This is a genomic window from Marinobacter fonticola (assembly GCF_008122265.1).
GTDB classification, from domain to species: domain Bacteria; phylum Pseudomonadota; class Gammaproteobacteria; order Pseudomonadales; family Oleiphilaceae; genus Marinobacter_A; species Marinobacter_A fonticola.
Genome location: NZ_CP043042.1, coordinates 1,535,961 through 1,553,883 on the forward strand (window position 1 = coordinate 1,535,961; position 17,923 = coordinate 1,553,883).

Annotated in this window: 16 protein-coding genes; 10 read left to right on the forward strand and 6 right to left on the reverse strand. The window is 57.1% G+C overall.

Annotated features, from left to right (window positions below):
- Positions 1-168: 168 nt before the first annotated feature.
- On the forward strand, positions 169-651 hold the full coding sequence (locus tag FXO11_RS06850; protein WP_148862294.1) for a YajQ family cyclic di-GMP-binding protein: 483 nt from the start codon (positions 169-171) through the stop codon (positions 649-651).
- A gap of 52 nt (positions 652-703) precedes the next feature.
- On the forward strand, positions 704-2,071 hold the full coding sequence (locus tag FXO11_RS06855; RefSeq protein ID WP_406565644.1) for an AmpG family muropeptide MFS transporter: 1,368 nt from the start codon (positions 704-706) through the stop codon (positions 2,069-2,071).
- Between the two features lie 5 nt (positions 2,072-2,076).
- On the opposite strand, the gene FXO11_RS06860 is transcribed toward FXO11_RS06855, so the two are convergent.
- Positions 2,077-2,415, reverse strand: coding sequence for an MGMT family protein (locus FXO11_RS06860; RefSeq protein WP_148862295.1), 339 nt, complete (start codon positions 2,413-2,415; stop codon positions 2,077-2,079).
- Entirely contained in the window at positions 2,399-3,160 is a 762-nt protein-coding gene (locus tag FXO11_RS06865) for an SDR family oxidoreductase (RefSeq protein WP_148862296.1), read from the reverse strand. Before FXO11_RS06865 ends, FXO11_RS06860 begins: the two co-directional genes overlap by 17 nt.
- A gap of 139 nt (positions 3,161-3,299) precedes the next feature.
- On the opposite strand from FXO11_RS06865, the gene FXO11_RS06870 reads away from it, so the two are divergent.
- The 6 genes from FXO11_RS06870 (at position 3,300) to gspD (ending at position 9,899) form a co-directional block, all read left to right on the forward strand.
- Positions 3,300-3,809 (forward strand): FxsA family protein, encoded by a 510-nt coding sequence (locus FXO11_RS06870; protein ID WP_148862297.1) that lies wholly within the window; start codon positions 3,300-3,302, stop codon positions 3,807-3,809.
- 182 nt (positions 3,810-3,991) lie between these two features.
- Positions 3,992-4,282 (forward strand): co-chaperone GroES, encoded by a 291-nt coding sequence (groES, locus tag FXO11_RS06875; RefSeq protein WP_148862298.1) that lies wholly within the window; start codon positions 3,992-3,994, stop codon positions 4,280-4,282.
- Positions 4,283-4,354: 72 nt separating this feature from the next.
- Positions 4,355-6,004, forward strand: coding sequence for a chaperonin GroEL (gene groL / locus FXO11_RS06880; protein WP_148862299.1), 1,650 nt, complete (start codon positions 4,355-4,357; stop codon positions 6,002-6,004).
- Between the two features lie 157 nt (positions 6,005-6,161).
- A complete protein-coding gene (gspN, locus tag FXO11_RS06885; protein ID WP_148862300.1) occupies positions 6,162-6,950 on the forward strand; it encodes a type II secretion system protein N in 789 nt (262 codons plus the stop codon).
- A 3-nt stretch (positions 6,951-6,953) separates the two neighbouring features.
- Positions 6,954-7,796, forward strand: coding sequence for a type II secretion system protein N (locus FXO11_RS06890; RefSeq protein ID WP_148862301.1), 843 nt, complete (start codon positions 6,954-6,956; stop codon positions 7,794-7,796).
- A 117-nt stretch (positions 7,797-7,913) separates the two neighbouring features.
- Positions 7,914-9,899 carry a type II secretion system secretin GspD gene (gene gspD / locus FXO11_RS06895; RefSeq protein WP_148862302.1) on the forward strand — a complete coding sequence of 662 codons (1,986 nt, stop codon included), beginning with the start codon at positions 7,914-7,916 and terminating at the stop codon, positions 9,897-9,899.
- A 506-nt stretch (positions 9,900-10,405) separates the two neighbouring features.
- On the opposite strand, the gene FXO11_RS06900 is transcribed toward gspD, so the two are convergent.
- From FXO11_RS06900 to purE, 4 genes are all read right to left on the reverse strand, one after another.
- A complete protein-coding gene (locus FXO11_RS06900; protein ID WP_148862303.1) occupies positions 10,406-12,472 on the reverse strand; it encodes a putative bifunctional diguanylate cyclase/phosphodiesterase in 2,067 nt (688 codons plus the stop codon).
- Between the two features lie 405 nt (positions 12,473-12,877).
- Positions 12,878-13,462 carry a superoxide dismutase [Fe] gene (sodB, locus tag FXO11_RS06905; RefSeq protein ID WP_148862304.1) on the reverse strand — a complete coding sequence of 195 codons (585 nt, stop codon included), beginning with the start codon at positions 13,460-13,462 and terminating at the stop codon, positions 12,878-12,880.
- A gap of 252 nt (positions 13,463-13,714) precedes the next feature.
- On the reverse strand, positions 13,715-14,830 hold the full coding sequence (locus FXO11_RS06910; protein ID WP_148862305.1) for a 5-(carboxyamino)imidazole ribonucleotide synthase: 1,116 nt from the start codon (positions 14,828-14,830) through the stop codon (positions 13,715-13,717).
- A 56-nt stretch (positions 14,831-14,886) separates the two neighbouring features.
- A complete protein-coding gene (gene purE, locus FXO11_RS06915) occupies positions 14,887-15,378 on the reverse strand; it encodes a 5-(carboxyamino)imidazole ribonucleotide mutase (protein ID WP_148862306.1) in 492 nt (163 codons plus the stop codon).
- A gap of 221 nt (positions 15,379-15,599) precedes the next feature.
- On the opposite strand from purE, the gene FXO11_RS06920 reads away from it, so the two are divergent.
- Positions 15,600-16,514 carry a coiled-coil domain-containing protein gene (locus tag FXO11_RS06920; RefSeq protein ID WP_148862307.1) on the forward strand — a complete coding sequence of 305 codons (915 nt, stop codon included), beginning with the start codon at positions 15,600-15,602 and terminating at the stop codon, positions 16,512-16,514.
- A 127-nt stretch (positions 16,515-16,641) separates the two neighbouring features.
- Positions 16,642-17,508 carry a DUF2846 domain-containing protein gene (locus tag FXO11_RS06925; protein WP_148862308.1) on the forward strand — a complete coding sequence of 289 codons (867 nt, stop codon included), beginning with the start codon at positions 16,642-16,644 and terminating at the stop codon, positions 17,506-17,508.
- Positions 17,509-17,923: the final 415 nt, after the last annotated feature.

Below are 17,923 nucleotides of genomic sequence, written 5' to 3' on the forward strand. Positions count from 1 at the left end.
GGGTCCGATCCAGGGTGCGGCTGTGAAGCCAACTTGATATTCTAATCCAGGCGCGGCAAGTATAACGCGAATCGTGCCGCCTGCCGCTTTCATTTGTAAAACCTGCGGATCCAATTTCGGTGCACGTGTTCGGTTGCGTGACCGCGTCCGCATTTTTGGAGCTTGAGCATGCCCTCTTTTGATATCGTCTCTGAAATTGATATGCACGAAGTCACCAATGCTGTCGACCAGGCCAAACGCGAGCTGGGCAACCGCTGGGATTTCAAAAACGTCGAGGTGGATGTTGAGCTTGACGACAAGGGCATCACATTGAGCGCAGAGCAGGAGTTTCAGCTCGAGCAGTTGTTGGATATGGTGCGTATGGCTTTTGCCAAGCGCAACGTCGACACTCGCGCTCTGGAAGAAAGCGGCGACAGCCGTTCCGGCAAACTGGTTAAAAAGCACTTTACCTTGCGTCAAGGTATTGAAACACCGGACGCCAAGAAGATCGTCAAGCTGCTCAAGGATGCCAAGATGAAGGTGCAGGCGAGCATTCAGGGCGACAAGGTGCGGGTAACCGGCAAGAAGCGTGACGACCTGCAGGCGGCGATTGCACTGATCAAAGAATCGGAGCTTGAGCTGCCGTTGCAATACAACAACTTCCGCGACTGACGGAGCCGCCGCAATCACTTCCCGGACCCGACGCGACCTCCTGCGGGAGACGATTTACACGTTTACTCGCTGGCAGGTACTTGCCCTCCTGTTGCTTGGCTTTTCTGCGGGCCTGCCTTTTCTGCTGGTGTTTTCCACACTTAATGCCCGCCTGGCGGATGTTGGCGTGGAAACGGCCACGATTGGTTTTTTCAGTTGGCTGGGGATTACCTATTCGATCAAGGTGTTCTGGGCGCCCGTAGTAGACCGTTTGCCTTTGCCTGTCCTCGACCGTTTACTGGGCAAGCGGCGAAGCTGGATGTTGCTGGCACAAGTAGGTATTGCCGCAGGTCTGTTATTGATGGCGGGTGTCGATGCCGCATCGGCTCCGACACTGATGGCTTTATGCGGGCTGTTGGTGGCTTTTTCCTCGGCGACACAGGATGTGGCCATCGATGCTTACCGGATCGAAATTGCCGAACCCAGGATTCAAGCGGCACTGGCGGCAGCCTACATTTTTGGCTATCGGGTCGCCTTGTTGGTGGCCGGGGCGGGGGCTCTTTATCTGGCGGAATACTGGTCCTGGGAAATATCCTATCAAGTGATGGCGTTGCTTGTGGGCATCGGTATCGTCACCGTTCTTTTTGTCCGGGAGCCGCGGGCCAATCACTATGCAGCGGCTCAAGACCTGGCCGAGGCGGTGGAGCGGGAGACGCTCAAGCGCGCCCACCTTTCTCCGCAGGTGGCCAAGCTGGCCGGCTGGACATCTGCGGCTATCGTCGGTCCATTCCTTGATTTCTTTCGCCGCTATCGTGACCTGGCGGTGGCGATACTGGTACTGGTGGCAGTCTACCGTATCTGCGACATCGCTTTGGGGGTCATGGCCAATCCCTTCTATCTCAATTTCATGGGCTTTTCCAAAACGGACGTTGCCGACGTCACCAAGATTTTCGGTTTCGCCATGACGATTGCGGGCTCGGGATTGGGCGGCGTCCTGGTCGTGCGTTACGGCGTGCGTCCCATCCTGTTGGTGGGCGCGGTTCTCGGCGCACTCAGTAATCTGCTGTTTATGGTGATCGCCCAGTATCCACCCGATATTTACACCCTGGCTTTGGTGGTCAGCGCTGACAATCTGAGCGGTGGGATCGCTAATGTGGCCTTAATTGCGTGGTTGTCGAGTATGACCAGTGCAGCGTTTACGGCAACGCAGTACGCTTTGTTCAGCTCGCTAATGACCTTGCCGGGCAAATTCATCGGTGGTTTTTCGGGAATCGTTGTCGAGTCTTTCGGCTACGATCAGTTCTTTCTCGTTTCCGCCGTGATGGGTATTCCGGCCATCCTGCTCGCCTGGTACATGCTGCGTCATGGCGATCGGCTGGACGCTTTGGCCCCGGCCAACGAGGGAGGCGAAGAGGAGGAGGGCGGCCGGCAGTCGAACTGAACGGCTCACAGTGTCCAGCGGAACTGTGTCATGGACACGCGGCCGTTTTTCACGAGCACCCCTTCCTCGGTCAGCCGTTGGCACTGCTGAACGTAACGATTGGAATCCGGTGAAAACGCGACGCGTCCGTCTTGCTTCAGGACGCGGTACCAAGGCACCTCCGAACCGTCCGGAAGTTGGCTCAGGGTCCGGCCCACGAAGCGGGCCAGTCCCTGGAATCCCGCCAGCCGCGCAATCTGGCCGTAGCTGGCCACGCGCCCGGGCGGGATGGTGCAGACCACCTGCCAGATGATCTGCTCGCGACTGATGCCGCTCTCGATAGACGGCTCAGAGACGGAGGGCACCGTCCACCTCGATCATGCGACCGGACATGTAGTCGTTCTCCATGATAAAGGCCGCGGCGGAGGCAATATCTTCCGGTTTGCCCATGCGCTTGAGGGGGATGCCGGCCGTCATCTTTTCCAGTGCTTCGGGCTTCATCGACGCGGTCATTTCAGTCTCGATAAAGCCGGGCGCGATGCCCATGGCGCGAATGCCGTAGCGAGCCAGTTCCTTGGCCCAGACCGGGACCAGGGCGGCGACGGCCGCTTTCGCCGACGAATAGTTACTCTGGCCCATGTTGCCGGCGCGGGAAATGCTGCTGATATTGATGAGCACGCCCTTGTCACCGTGCTTGATCATCTGGGTGGCCGCCTCGCGGCCGCACAGGAACACGCCGGTCAGATTGACGTCGATCACTGCCTGCCATTCCGCCAGGCTCATGCGCTTTTCGATTTCGCCGTTCTTGGCCTTGATCATCAGGCCGTCCCGTAGAATGCCGGCATTGTTGATCAGCCCGTTAAGCTGGCCGAAGTCGTCGTGAATGGCGGCGAAGGTGGACTCGACTTCTTCTTCGCGGGCGACGTTGCAGGTATACGCCATGGCTTGGCCGCCAGCGGCTTTGCAGGCTGCGACGGCCTCGTCGAGCTTTTCCGGCATCAAGTCAATCAAGGCCAGCCGCGCGCCCCGCGCCGCCAGGTACTCCGCCATGGCCCGACCTAGTCCCTGGCCACCGCCGGTAATCGCAATCACTGAATCTTGAAGTTTCATGTTACGCCCTAATTGTTTGTTGTGGATTGGTGTTTATGTGAGTTGATTATTGTGAGTCGGTAAATTTGGCGAGCAAGAGTATACCAGAGCGTCGATGGGCTTCATCGGCTGGAGACATTCGTTATTGAGGAGCGGCGACATGGGTTTTCTCTTTGTAGCCTTCATTGTGTTGCCTATCGTCGAAATGGTCATCCTGATCAAGGTGGGTGGGATTATCGGCGCATTAAGTACCATCGGCCTGGTTCTGTTAACCGCCGTGGTTGGCGCCGCCCTACTGCGTCAGCAGGGGCTTGCGACGCTGTTCCGGGCCAACCAGCGCATCAACAGCGGTGAGTTGCCCGCCCGGGAGGTGGCCGAAGGGCTGATTCTGGCAGTCGGCGGGGCCCTGCTACTGACGCCGGGCTTCGTTACCGATGCCGTCGGCTTTCTATGCCTGCTGCCGCCAACCCGGCGCTGGCTGGCCAGCCACGCGCTAAAGCGAATGGTCGTTGCCGGTGCGTCTCGCAGCGGTTTTCACTTCACCGCCGGCGGTCAAGATCCCTTCGGACGTTCCCCCTTTAGTCGTGACGATATTATCGAGGGGGAATACCGTCGGCAGGAAGACGACACCAAGAGTTCCGAAGACCGGGATGCGTTAGAAAAAAAGTGAAAATTTTTTTCACCGGGGGTGTTGAAATGCCGGGCCGTAACCCCACATAAGGACCACAAGTTTGCTGTGGGTCACGAAGATCCTGACAAAACAGGTGCTTACGAGCCCCGGCGTTTTGGGTAAACCTCATTGCCAAAGACAATCTGACTTTTGTCGCAATCTGACTACTGGAGAAAAGAGCAATGAAAATTCGTCCGCTACACGATCGTGTTGTCGTACGCCGTAAGGAAGAGGAAGAGAAGACCGCTGGCGGTATCGTCCTACCGGGCAACGCCAAGGAAAAGCCGTCCCAGGGCGAAGTGCTCGCCATCGGCAACGGCCGTATTCTCGACAATGGCGAAACCCGTGCGCTGGCGGTGAACGTCGGTGATACCGTGGTGTTTGGTCAGTACGCTGGAAACACTGTGAAGATCGACGGTGAAGACCTGCTTATTCTGAGCGAGAACGAAATCTACGGTGTGCTGGAAAGCTAAGCCCAGCCTCTACGTTTACTCGCGTCATTCGAAGATTGTTTAACGAATATACGAATACAGGAAAAGATTACTATGGCAGCTAAAGACGTTAAATTTGGCGATTCAGCCCGCAAGCGTATGGTTGCAGGTGTCAACATTCTGGCCGACGCCGTTAAGGTAACTCTGGGGCCGAAAGGCCGTAACGTGGTTCTGGACAAGTCCTTCGGCGCACCGACCGTGACCAAGGACGGTGTCTCTGTCGCCAAGGAAATCGAGCTGAAAGACAAGTTCGAGAACATGGGCGCGCAGATGGTCAAGGAAGTCGCTTCCCAGACCAACGACACGGCGGGTGACGGCACCACGACGGCGACCGTACTGGCTCAGTCCATCGTTAACGAAGGTCTGAAGGCGGTTGCCGCGGGCATGAATCCGATGGACCTCAAGCGCGGTATCGACAAAGCCACTACATTCGCGGTTAAAGCGATCCGTGAGATGGCCAAGCCGTGCGACGACAGCCGCAACATTGCCCAGGTCGGTACGATCTCCGCCAATGGTGACGAAACCATCGGTAAGATTATCGCCGACGCCATGGAGCGTGTGGGTAAAGAAGGCGTTATCACCGTTGAAGAAGGCCGTGGCCTGGAAGACGAGCTGGACGTGGTTGAAGGTATGCAGTTCGACCGTGGCTACCTGTCCCCGTACTTCATCAACAACCAGGACAACATGTCCGCTGAGCTTGACGATCCGTACATCCTGCTGGTCGACAAGAAGATCTCCAACATCCGCGAATTGCTGCCGGTTCTCGAAAGCGTGGCCAAGGCTGGCAAGCCGCTGATGATCATCGCCGAAGACATCGAAGGCGAAGCGCTGGCTACCCTGGTGGTCAACAACATGCGCGGTATCGTCAAAGTTGCCGCAGTGAAGGCGCCTGGCTTCGGTGATCGTCGCAAGGAAATGCTGCAGGACATCGCGATTCTGTCCGGCGGTACTGTGATTTCCGAAGAGGTTGGTTTGTCCCTGGAAAACACGACGCTGGATGATCTGGGTACAGCCAAGCGCGTGAATATCACCAAGGAAAACACCACCCTCATCGATGGTGCGGGTGCTCAGGCCGATATCGAAGCGCGTGTTGAGCAGATCCGCAAGCAGATCGAAGACAGCTCCTCCGACTACGACAAAGAGAAGCTGCAAGAGCGCGTTGCCAAGCTGGCTGGCGGTGTGGCCGTGATCAAGGTTGGCGCGGGCTCTGAAGTTGAAATGAAAGAGAAGAAGGCCCGTGTCGAAGACGCGCTGCATTCTACCCGCGCTGCGGTCGAAGAAGGTATCGTGGCCGGTGGCGGCGTAACCCTGATTCGCGCCCTTTCAGCACTGAGCGAAGTTCAGGCTGATAACGAAGAGCAGAAAGCAGGTATCAACATCCTGCGCCGTGCGATGGAAGCACCCCTGCGTCAGATCGTAACCAACGCAGGCGGCGAAGCGTCTGTTGTGGTCGACAAGGTACGTCAGGGCGAAGGTAGCTACGGCTACAATGCGTCTACTGAAGCCTACGGCGATATGCTGGAAATGGGCATCCTGGATCCCGCCAAGGTGACCCGTTCAGCCCTGCAGGCAGCGGCCTCCATTGCCGGCCTGATGATCACCACCGAAGCGATGGTGACTGACGAGCAGGAAGACGAGAAAGGTGGCGGCATGCCGGATATGGGCGGCATGGGCGGAATGGGTGGTATGGGCGGCATGATGTAAGCCGACCCTCACCCGGTCCGACGACCGTTTCCGGTCATAAAAGGCCCCACGCTTAGGCGTGGGGTTTTTTTTGGACTGCGTCATGCACTTGTGGTGGCGGTTTGTTAGACTCCGGTTCACTTGCGTGACGACGCGTTGATCCATGTCCTGAATATGTATGACTGATACCCCAGAATCTCCTTTTCTGCGACCCGGCAAAGTGGTGTTACTGACGTTGCTAGGATTGGTCGTCTATCTTGTCGCGTTGGTATTCTGGATTCCCGCCGGTTGGGTGTGGCACCTGAGCCGCGACTCTGTTCCCTTACCGCCCGGTGTCGCTGTCGAACAGGTTTCGGGCCAGCTCTGGAACGGGGCTTTACAGGCCCGTGTTATGGGGCATTCGCTCCAGGTGGGCTGGCATATCGATGGCCTCATCGACGAGGACGCTTATCTGCCTGTCGGTTGGCGGGTGCAAACCTCGAAATCCAGCCTGCAGGGCGAGGTTCGGCTCACCGGTGTCAACGCTATGGCGCTCTCGGCCGACGGTCATATCAACATCTCTGAGTTCAGCCGAGAAATACAGCGTAGCGGAGGCGCCATGATCGAGGGTAACGTCAACGTAAACTCCCTTTCCCTCGCCATGACGGACGGATCGCTGACTCAACTTAATGGGCGCGCAAGTTGGCCTGGAGGTCAGGTCACTTGGCCAATGGGCGGCTCGACCCAAAGCGCAGTGCTACCTGCCATGCAGGCCAGCGTGGATGAGCGGCAGGGGCGGATAGATTTGCAGATTTCATCTGCGGATAGCCCGGATCCGGTAATCAGTGCCAACCTTCAGCCGGACGGTATGGCGCAGATTCAGGTATTCCGGCGAATGCTGGATTTGGTCAATCAACCCTGGTCGGGCAATGCTGCGCCCGGCGATGTGGTTTTCAGTGTGCGTCAGCGCGTCATGCCAGCGGGGTAAACGATGGCTTCGGTTCGCTACGCAACGCCGTTTGCCAGTGTGCCTCGCTGGATCGCCAACGTGTTGCTTATTGGTCTGGTTATCTATTCCGCTTGGATCATGGGCCGTTTGACCTGGATGCTGGTTTGGACCGATCCCGTTATGGTCGGGCCCAGGACGAGCTCTCAGTCCTCCACTGCGGGTGAAACAGGGCAATCTCAGCCATTGGCCGCCTACGATCTGTTTGGCCGGCCGGATGCCGGCACGCCGGTGGCGGAAGCGGTACGGCGATCTGCGCCGCAAACCCACCTGCGAATGAAGCTTGAGGGCGTCCTCGTGGCCACACGCCCGGAACTGTCCGGTGCTATAGTTTCAGGGACCGACGGCTCCACAGCGTACTACCGCGTTGGCGAGACGATGCCCGGCAACATCGAATTGGCTGAAGTTGAATCACAGCGCATTTTGATCCGCCGCAATGGTGAAATTGAATCCCTGGCCTTTGAAGAGGGCGAGGGTGAAGGTATGGTATCGCAAGTTGAGGATGCGGATTATGCCTCGCCGGAGGCGTTCGTTGAAGAGGCCCAGGCCGAGTTGGCTGCGCAGGGGGATGCTGCGCTCCAGCAGTATGGTTTGCGCCCGGTAGAACCGGGTACGACTCAAGGTTATGTCTACGACGGATCGAACCCCATGCTGTCGGCCTTGAATCTGCAGTCCGGCGATGTGATTACCGCGATCAATGGCCAGTCGCTGGGAGATATCGAGCAGGACCGGGAGTTGCTCAACTCCTGGCGGGACATGCCTCAGATTGAGGTGGAGGTCATGCGTGACGGTGTCAGTTTTACGGTCAATTACGCGCTCCCCCAGTAGCCATAGAACGTATGTGGAACAACAGCGATTAAACGTGACATTACAACGTGACATTACAACAAGGGTGGGCGACAGTAGCCCATCTGTAAGAAAGCCTGTACAGGAAACCAGCACTGCATGACTAATCTGAAGACGCCATTTGTTCGGGCTCTGGTTCTGGCCTTGCTCCTTCCCCTGAGTATGGTCGTTCACAGTCAGGAGGGAACCTGGAAGCTGAACCTCAAAGATGCCGACATTCGCGCGTTTGTAACGCAGATTGCCGATATCACCGGATACAGCTTTGTGGTGGATCCGCGGGTGAAAGGTAAAGTCACGGTGCTTTCTTCGGCCCCGATGAATAAAGACGAGATCTACGACCTGTTCCTGGCGGTACTACAGGTGCATGGCTTCACGGCAATCCCGGGCGAAGAGGTCATCAAGATTGTGCAGCAGGTGGACGCCAAGCAGTCCGCCGAATCCTTGGGGCGTTTCACGACGATTCCTTCCGAACAGTTGATAACCAAGGTCATCCAGGTCAACAACGCCAATGCGCTGGAGTTAGTGCCCATCCTGCGTCCGCTGGTCGCAAAATACGGTCACCTCGCCGGCGTGGCAGCCGCCAACGCTTTGATTATCAGCGACCATGCGTCCAATATCGACCGCATCGAGGATATCGTCAGCGAGCTGGACAGCCCGTCGAAGTACGAAGTGGAAGTGATGCAGCTCGATGAAGCCTGGGTGGGCGACATGGTCCGTCTGTTGCAGGAACTGGCGCCTGCAGAACTGGGCAAATCTGCCAACGACGCGGCCAATAAGTACAGTGTCACAGCCGACGAGCGCAGCAACCGCCTGATCCTCCGCGGCGACGAGAACTTCCGCGACAAGATGCGCGACCTGATCCGTAAGCTGGATCAGCCATCTGCATCGGGCGGCACCACGAAAGTCGTTCGTCTCAAGCATGCTGACGCTAAATCTCTTGCCGAGCTACTCAAGGGCGTGATGGGCGAAGTCGCGCGTGAAAAGCAGCAAGGCCAGCAGGCCTCCGGTGGATCGAGCCCGTCCGGCGGGAACAGCGGGTTCGCCATTTTTGCAGACGAGGGATTGAATGCATTGGTTGTGCGTGGCGAGCCTTCGCTCATGCAGGAAGTGGACGCCATCGTCGACGCGCTGGATGTGCGTCGCGCGCAGGTCATGATCGAAGCGGCCATTGTCGAAATCAGCGACGAACTGGGTCAGGATTTAGGCGTCCAGTTTGCGCTTGGCGATGAAGGCAGTGGCTCGACACCCATCGCGGGCTCTAATTTTGACAACGTCGGACGTAGTCTCGGAGCCGTTATCGGCGCTATCGCGACAGATGAGCTGATTACGCCTGCAACTGGTGGGCTGTCTCTGGGGCTGGGTCAGCGTGATGAGGATGGTGTTACCTGGGGGGTGCTGATCCAGGCCCTGTCGAACTCCACGGCGGCGAACCTGCTGTCGACGCCGAGCATTATTACCCTGGACAACCAGGAGTCTGAAATCGTCGTGGGCCAGAATGTGCCGTTCGTAACCGGTCAAACCACTAATACCAGCGCCGGCCTGAACAATCCGTTTACCACGATTGAGCGCCGCGATGTCGGTCTGACACTTAAAGTCACGCCGTCGATCAGCGAAGACCAACTGGTGAAGCTGACGGTTGAACAGACCACTGAATCCATCGCAGACAGCATCGACGCGGCCTCCGATATCGTCACCAACAAACGCGAGATCAAGACCACGGTACTGGCGGACAACGGCGAGACCATTGTTCTTGGCGGCCTGATTCGCGAGGACTACCGTGTTCAGAAGAGCAAGGTACCGCTGCTGGGCGATATTCCCTATCTCGGGGCGCTATTCTCATCCGAGTCCGAAACCACGACCAAGCGCAATCTTCTGGTGTTCCTGCGACCGACGATCCTGTTGCACAAAAGCGATACTGTCGCGATTACCGATGAGAAGTATCAAGGGCTGTGGGAGATCAATCTAGGTCTCAGTCGCAAGCTTGATAAAGACATTCCAGACGACGCGACACGTCCGCCTATCGAGCAGTTGTTCAATCGCAACCGCATGCTTCCCGATAACATGAAACAGAATCAGGTGGAATGATCGAAATGGCCGGCAATTGCCGGCCATTTTCTTTATAGGGTCAGGAACATTTGTGCGTCACGCAGAAGCAATCCTCGCAAGCGTTAATAACCGCTGGTTTGAGCAAGGGCGATAGTCCACGCCGACCCGTTGCGACAACGCCTGCTCAAGCGTCTGCTTGGGTCCAGTTTACGTAGTGCGGGTCTAGAGCGGGCAGCCGGGTGTTTTTCGCCCAGGGCGTCCAGAGTAGGGCAGAAACGCTCGATAAGCTCCGGCTGGAAGGCGAGTACGGCCCCGGCCGTGCTACTGCGTAAGGTCGCTTCACGCTCTTTATCGTCCATCGCGTGGAAGATCAGGCTGTAGGAGAACTGAATGGCACCAGGCCAACGATTGTGGTTGCGCCCTGGCCCTTGCTTTCCCGGGAACCGTGATAACGGCCGCGGTTGCCGCTACCCAGTAGGAATTGGCCGATCTGGCCGAGCATCAAAATGCGGGCGGGTAGACATGTCCAAATCAGCGAAGCAGATTTAACGTTCGGTTGAATCCACGGTGATTTTATGGTGAAAGTCAGTCACAAAGCGTGCGAAATCATCGGGCTTGAGCGGTTTGCTGAAGTAGTAGCCCTGAGCGAGTTGGCAACCGCGATTGTGCAAGTAGAACTCCTGCTCTTCGGTTTCCACGCCCTCGGCGATGACATCGAGATTTAAACTCCTCCCCAGATCAATAATGGTATTGGCGATCCGGGTATCTTCTTCGTTAACGAGCAAGTCATGGATGAACTGCTTATCGATTTTCAGATGCTGTAACGGCAGTCGTTTGATGTAGGTTAGGGATGAATAGCCCGTGCCGAAATCGTCAACGGCAATGTTGATACCTTCGCTGCGTAGCCGGCTCAGTTTCTCTATCGCGCTATCCAGATTTTCCATGAAGCCGGTTTCGGTCACTTCCAGCTCTAGTCTGCCTGGCGGAATGGCGTGACGTTTCAGGGTGCTAAGAACCGTATCGACGATGTCGTCCTGACGTAGTTGAACGGCGGACAAATTGACGGCGATGCGGATCGGCATACCTGCCTTTGTCCATTCGGCTGCCTGGGCACAGGCTTGGTCGAGCACCCAGAGGCCAATATCGACGATGGAGCCATTGAACTCGGCCAGCGGTATGAACTGATCCGGTGGGACAAGACCGTGTTCCGGATGCTCCCAGCGTAACAAGGCCTCCGCACCGATGACCCGCCGGGTTTCAAGGTTAATCTGGGGTTGATAGACCAAGTGGAACTGATGGCTTGGCAGGGCGAGTTGGAGGTCTTTCTCCAGTTTCTTCCGGCTGCGTATTTCTTGGTCGACGCTGGCAACGTAAAACTGGAACTGATTGCGGCCGGCGGTCTTTGCCAATGTCATCGTCTGCTCCGCGCGTTGCAGCAGTTGTTCGCTGTGGTCGGCGTCAGCGGGATACAGCGCAATGCCAATGGTAGCTGTCACCGAAACAACGCGCCCAGCCAGGCTAATTGGCTGGGCAATTCTTTGCAGTAACCACTCCGAGGTAGCGGCACCCTGGTAGCCATCCCGGAGATGCCGGTCCACGACAACGAACTGATCGCTACCTAGCCGCGCGACGACCAGCGGACCATTGGGACCGTCGCCGTTGAGACGTTCAGCGACGGTCTGCAAGAGCTGGTCGCCCATATGGTAGCCGTGTTGCTCGTTGACGCCCTTGAAGTCGTCGATGCCGAAGCAGAAGACGGCCAAAGATTGATTGTTGCGTCGATGCTCGTCCAGGTAGCTGCCCAAGTTGGCCAGCAGGAGTTCGCGATTAGGCAGCCCGGTAAGCTTGTCGTAGCGGGATAAACGACTGACCCTTGCCTCTGTTTCGGCTTGCTTTTCCAGGTTCTCGGTGATTGCCATCAGCAAGTTGTTGGTGGCGTTGACCCATAGGCCAAGTTCGTCTTTGTGATGGCCTTTGGGTGGCTCCAGCAAGGTGTGGCCCGGGTTGTCCGGGTTTACCCGGGACAGCGATTTGATGATTCGAAACAATGGGCGTGTCAGCAGGATATGGAAAACGCAGAACAGCACCATGGCCAACACCACGGCCCGGGCGATGCCCGAGAGAAAGGTCAGGGTGGCGCGTTCGAGCCATGAGGCGGCGGTATAAGAGGTATCGTAGTTGACGTCGAGATAGCCGTAGATCGTCGGATCGTTACCGCCCCGGGATAGCGGCGTACGGTAGCTGCGCTCGGGGAGGAAAATCGGGTCGGTCAAAGGTCGGTAATCGGCGGGCAGCAAGGGGCGCTGGCGGCGGGCTAGGGGTTCGCCATCCGGATGTGTAATGCTGGCCATGCGCACGGCCTGCTGTTGGAATAGTCCATCCACGACCTGCTGGGCAAGTTCTTCATCGATGCTGTAAACCGCTTGGCTGGCGGCCTCGCGCACCAGGGCCAGGCTCTGGTTGGCCTGCTGATCAAGCTCATCTGAAACCCGCCAGGCATCGATGAACGCCTGAGCCGTGCTAAGCAGAATACCGCTTAGTAACGCAATGAGCAGAACCCAGCGTAATATCCTGTAGCCCAGTCGATGTTCGAACTGAAACTCTTTATCCATTGATTCAGCGCTTAGGGAATCGGCTGGAACGACATCGCCCTCCGATTCCTCCGGTTATGATTTCACCGGCATCCTTTTCGCTGCAGCCGGTCCTCGATGAGGTTGCCGTGGACAGCGCAAACTCTGTCCACACATCCTCGGACAGGTTACGCCGGTTGCAGATCGCCGTTGTTGGTTTTTTGTTTTATTGTGATGTTTGGTTGTACGGTGCGACTCCTCATGCCGAGGACATAGTCAGCTCGATAGAGGGTAGGGTGCGACCGGTCGCGTCCGTATCATGTCCAGTAACCGGACAGAGCGCAGGGTTCACTGCAGGTGGGTCAAGCTTTCAATAAAAAATGCCCGCTCGGGGAGCGGGCATTTTTTTCTTCGCACGGGACTGGATCTCAGTCCGGACGAGGCGATTTAGCCAGCCAGGTTCTCGTTGACGAAGTCCCAGTTGACCAGATTCCAGAACGCCTCAAGGTAGTTCGGACGGGAATTGCGATAGTCGATGTAGTAGGCGTGCTCCCACACATCAACCGTCAGTACGGGCTTATCCGCGGTTGTTAGCGGCGTGCCGGCATCGTCGGTGTTGACGATGGCTACGCTGCCGTCCGACTTCTTGACCAGCCAGGTCCAGCCGGAACCGAAGTTGTTGGCTGCCTTATCGTTGAACTGCTTCTTGAACTCGTCGAACGAGCCAAAGGCCTTGTTGATGGCATCGGCTGCTTCACCGGTAGGTTCGCCACCACCGTTCGGGGCCAGGCAGTTCCAATAAAAGGTGTGGTTCCAGACTTGAGCTGCGTTGTTGAACAGCGGACCTGCACTCGCACTCTTGATGATCTCTTCAAGAGACTTCTCTGCGTCGGCGGTACCGTCAACCAGCCCATTGAGCTTGGTGACGTAAGTGTTGTGGTGCTTACCGTAATGGTATTCCAGGGTTTCCTGTGAGATGTGCGGTTCAAGTGCGTTCTTTTCGTAAGGCAGTGCAGGAAGTTCAAATGCCATTGGAAGGTCTCCCTCTTCGTTCTCTCAACAGTATTTATGATGATGTGAACAGCTCAACAACATACCTAGAAAACTGAATCGCCGTTCCGTTTCGCGATCTTAGGTATGCAAAGCTTAACACCCGGTATGGGGCGATTCCACGACGTAACAGTTTGGGGCAACAGAATTTTTTTCAAGGGCCGACGCACGCCGACCCCAATAAATTGATTGCCCGGGTCAACTAACCAGAGAGTGCGCTTGTGTTAAGAGTCACTAACGTCGGGTGAGCGAGCAGTCCAGCTCCGGCGCTCCCGGCAGGAAGCATGCGCAGTTTCTGACGCGCCAGACGAGCTCCTCGTAACTGTCGGCCACGATATTAACGTGCCCCAGCTTGCGGCCGGGCCGCTCAAGCTTGTCGTAAAGATGGACGTGTGCATAAGGTAAGCGAAGGATGTCCTTGATGGAGCCTTGCTCGCCAATAATGTTGACCATACAGCTCACGCCGCGAGGGCTGACATTGCCGAGAGGCATGCCGGTAATGGCCCGGACGTGGTTCTCGAACTGGCTGGTCTGGGCACCGTCCATGCTCCAGTGGCCAGAGTTATGGACCCGCGGAGCCATTTCATTCGCAACCAATGCGTCGTCCGTCTCGAAAAGTTCCAGTGCCAGCACGCCTACGTAATCCAATTCGTTGAGTAGCGTGCGGACATAGTGCTCGGCACTTTCCTGAATCTCCGGCCGAAGTCCGGGGGCCGGGGCAATGGAATAGCGCAAGATACCGTCTCTGTGGACGTTCTCTGCCATGGGATAGATGGCTACCTCGCCATCCTCGCCGCGAGCCGCAATAACCGAGACTTCGCGGTTGAAGTCGACGAACTTTTCGACAATCAGTTTTTCGTGGCCAATGGCTGCCCAGGCGTGATCGGCCTCTTCCGGCGAACGTAGCACGGCCTGGCCTTTACCGTCGTAGCCCTCGGTGTTCGACTTCGCAACCACGGGGCAGCCCAGTTCATCGGCTGCCTTGCGCAGGTTGGCTGCGCTCTCGGCAATGCGCCATTCCGGTGTGGGTATGCCCAGGCTGCCGAACAAGGTCTTTTCCGCCTCTCGGTTCTGGCACACTTGCAGGGCTCGAGGCGAGGGATAGACCGTCTTCTCTCGGGCTATGATTTCGGCGACTTCGACCGGTAGGTGCTCGAATTCATAGGTGACCCGGTCGACCCGAGCGAGGAAATCTTTCAGGTACTCGTGGTTACGGTCGATAATGACTTCGCCCAAGCCAACGCTGGGGCTGCCCGAAAGATCGTAGAATACAAACTGATTAGCCAGAGGATAGCCGGCGAGGGCGAGCATGCGTCCAAGTTGTCCGGCTCCTAGAACACCAATGCGCATTGGTTACTCCGTTGATGTTCGAATTGCTGCAACGTTCAGAATAGCGGGGGCCCGAATTACTCGGCCCGCGGGTCCGGGTTGTCCAGGACGGCCTGGGTCTGGTCGTTACGGAACTGCTCCACCGCGTCGCGAATGTTTGCATTATTAAGCCCGAGAATCTGGGCTGCAAGCAGTCCGGCGTTGGTCGCGCCGGCATTGCCGATGGCCAGGGTGCCGACGGCAACGCCGCCAGGCATTTGGGCAATTGAAAGCAGTGAATCCAAACCGTTGAGCGCTTTCGATTGGACAGGCACCCCCAGCACCGGAAGCGCCGTTTGGGATGCGATCATACCTGGCAGGTGAGCCGCGCCGCCGGCGCCGGCAATAATAACCTGAATGCCGCGGCCAGAGGCGCCACGGGCGTATTCGAAAAGCAAGTCAGGCGTGCGGTGGGCCGAAACAACCTGGGTTTCATAGGCGACGCCCAGCTTTTCCAGCATGTTGGCGGCATGCTCCATTGTCGGCCAATCCGACTTGGAGCCCATGATGAGACCAACTTGCGGCTGCATAAGCAAGGTCCTGGTATGTTAAAAAGAAAGCCGAGCATTGTAGGCACTGCCTGTTTGCCATGCAAATATTGTCGAGGATGCCGCACAACGGTTGCTGTCACTGCGCCATGCCGTTTGTCGCCAGGATTAAAGTGCAGGCATTCAATAATTTTGGCGTGACCGATTGCGAATCGATAAGATCGATACCGAACAGATTTCACCATATTGATTTGGGGTAAACCATGGAACCGATACGTCCTGAGCGGGATGAAGTAAGGACATCGACAAAAGCCGCGGGTGCCGGTAACGACAAACCACCCAGAAATACGGCTAAGCAGGATGTGATCCGTGACAAGGGATCGAGTAACGGTTCGGGTGGTATTACGGCGTTTTTGGCCATTCTACTCATTCTCTCGATAGTCGCCGGAGGCTGGGGCTGGTATTCCCAGGGACAGCGTATCGACCAGATGTCCGAGCGCTTGCAGGAAGCAGACTACTGGGCTCGCCAGAGCAAGTTGGCGCTCGCACGTTTTGAGGGTCAGCTTAGTGAAACCGGCGAGACGCTGCAGGAAAAGGGGTCCGATCTCTCGGGGGAGATTGCCAAGCTGAATAAGCGCACCGAGACAGCGGATAGCGAGATTCGCAAGCTGTGGGCCGTGGCGAATGAGCGCAACAAAGAGGCGATCAACGCTAATAAGGCCGCACTAGCCTATCTGGAGGAGACCACCAGCACGCTGAAAAATAGCGTTAAGGCGACGACGGACAGCTTGCAGGCCGAGATTGAGGCATTGCAGGCCGCTTCCGAGAAACGGGCCGCCACGGTGGAGCAACTGACCGGGACGGTTGAAGGCATGCAGCCGCGCTTGCAGCAGGTCGAGCAAACCGCCCAGCAAATGGCGAGTACGGTTGAGCAGCGTCTTGACCGCTTTGGCCGGGAGCAGGATCTGGCCCGCCAGGAGCTGGTAGCCCGTCTGAATAGTCTGGAGGGGTCGTCCGGCAACCTGCAGTCGGTGCGTAACGAGCTGGCCAATACCCGCCAGAGGCTGGGCCAGGTCGAGGGTGCTATCGATGCCATCGATGCAGCCCGCGCCCAGCTCAACTCCCGCCTGATCCGTCTGAACGAAGAGATCGATACCCTGCGCGCGCGGGGCGGCTAATAGTCAGCAGCGGATAGGCTCATTTTCATGTAACAGTTTGTATTCATCCCTTGCGGTACTTCTCGGTTTGATTCGCCCGCCTGTTGCTATCATCCGAGCTCATCAGGGTATTAGGGGATGACATACCATGGGCAATGCGCCACTCATCGCGCTTAGCGGACTGCTTGCCCTTGCCGGACTGCTGAGTGGATGCGCCATTCACCAGTCGATCGGCAAGAGCACAGGGGCCTTTCTACACCCGGTTTCAGGGCACGATTTCGTACACATTCCCAACAGCGATTGGGATCGGCAGAACCATGCTTTGCTGTACTTCTACCGGCCTCACTCGCAATGGGCCGCGGATGAGATCGAGTCTCCCAGCGTCTACGTCGATGGCCATCATTATTTCAACTTCCGCAACGACAGCTATACCTGGTTAGTCGTTGCCCCAGGGCCGCGACACATCATCATGCGGCGCCCCCTGTTGGGTCTCGAGGGGATCAACGACCTCGACCTAAGCCGTATTGCCGATGCCAAGCTGGACGCCGGGGCCGGTGAAATATACTACCTGCGCTACAGCGAAGTGGAGCCGCCAGCCCGGGCTCATCCGGATTTGAATCCAGAGCATGCGCTTGCCAGTGGGGATTTGCAGCTGGTGACCCGGGAATTCGCAATGACTGGCGAGCAGGAGCTTGCGTCCACCCAGTTTTTAAACAGCGACTTGTTGGCACCCAATCACGCAGCGGTAGCGATTGTAGAGGCCAACCAGGATTACGACTACGAACGGCGTCTGGAAGAGTTGGAGGCCGCTCGAGAGGCAGAAATCGAATCGATGAAAGACAAGGGGATGTATGAAGCGGCCCCTTGGTATTGGCCCTTCGGTGGCGGACCGACCCAGCCTTTGGAAACGGACCGGCAGATCCGGGCGCTGGAGTCTTCTTACGCCGCTCTGGAGGCAGAACGCGAAGCGGCCAAAGCGGCGCAAGACGATGGCCATTGGTGGTGGCCGTTCTAGCGTGACCGATTCGAGAGGCCTTACCCTGAATTCGATGTCCATCCCCCAATAAAATGGTGCCCGCTAAAATAGTTCCTTCAATTATCGCCTGCTGCGTTGCGCACTGCTTTAGTCTGTCTAGACTTAAGCAAAGGAACCTCTGATTAAGCCTATTGGCGATTCTGCAAGCCTTGAGGGCTTTTCTGGCAAGGCGCGGATCGCCGGCAATGGCGTAGTCCTTGCCAAGATTCGCAACGCAGTCCAGAGAGGCCCTCAAGGCTTGCCCAAAGGGGCTCTCCCTGAAAGCCGGACTGCTACGTTGCGACTTCTTGAAAGGCAATCAGCCTTCCTGCGAAGCCGCGCCTTGATTCCGGCTTTCAGGGAGAGCCAGAATCGCCAATAGGCTTAATCAGAGGTTCCTAAGGGAGCGGCCCCC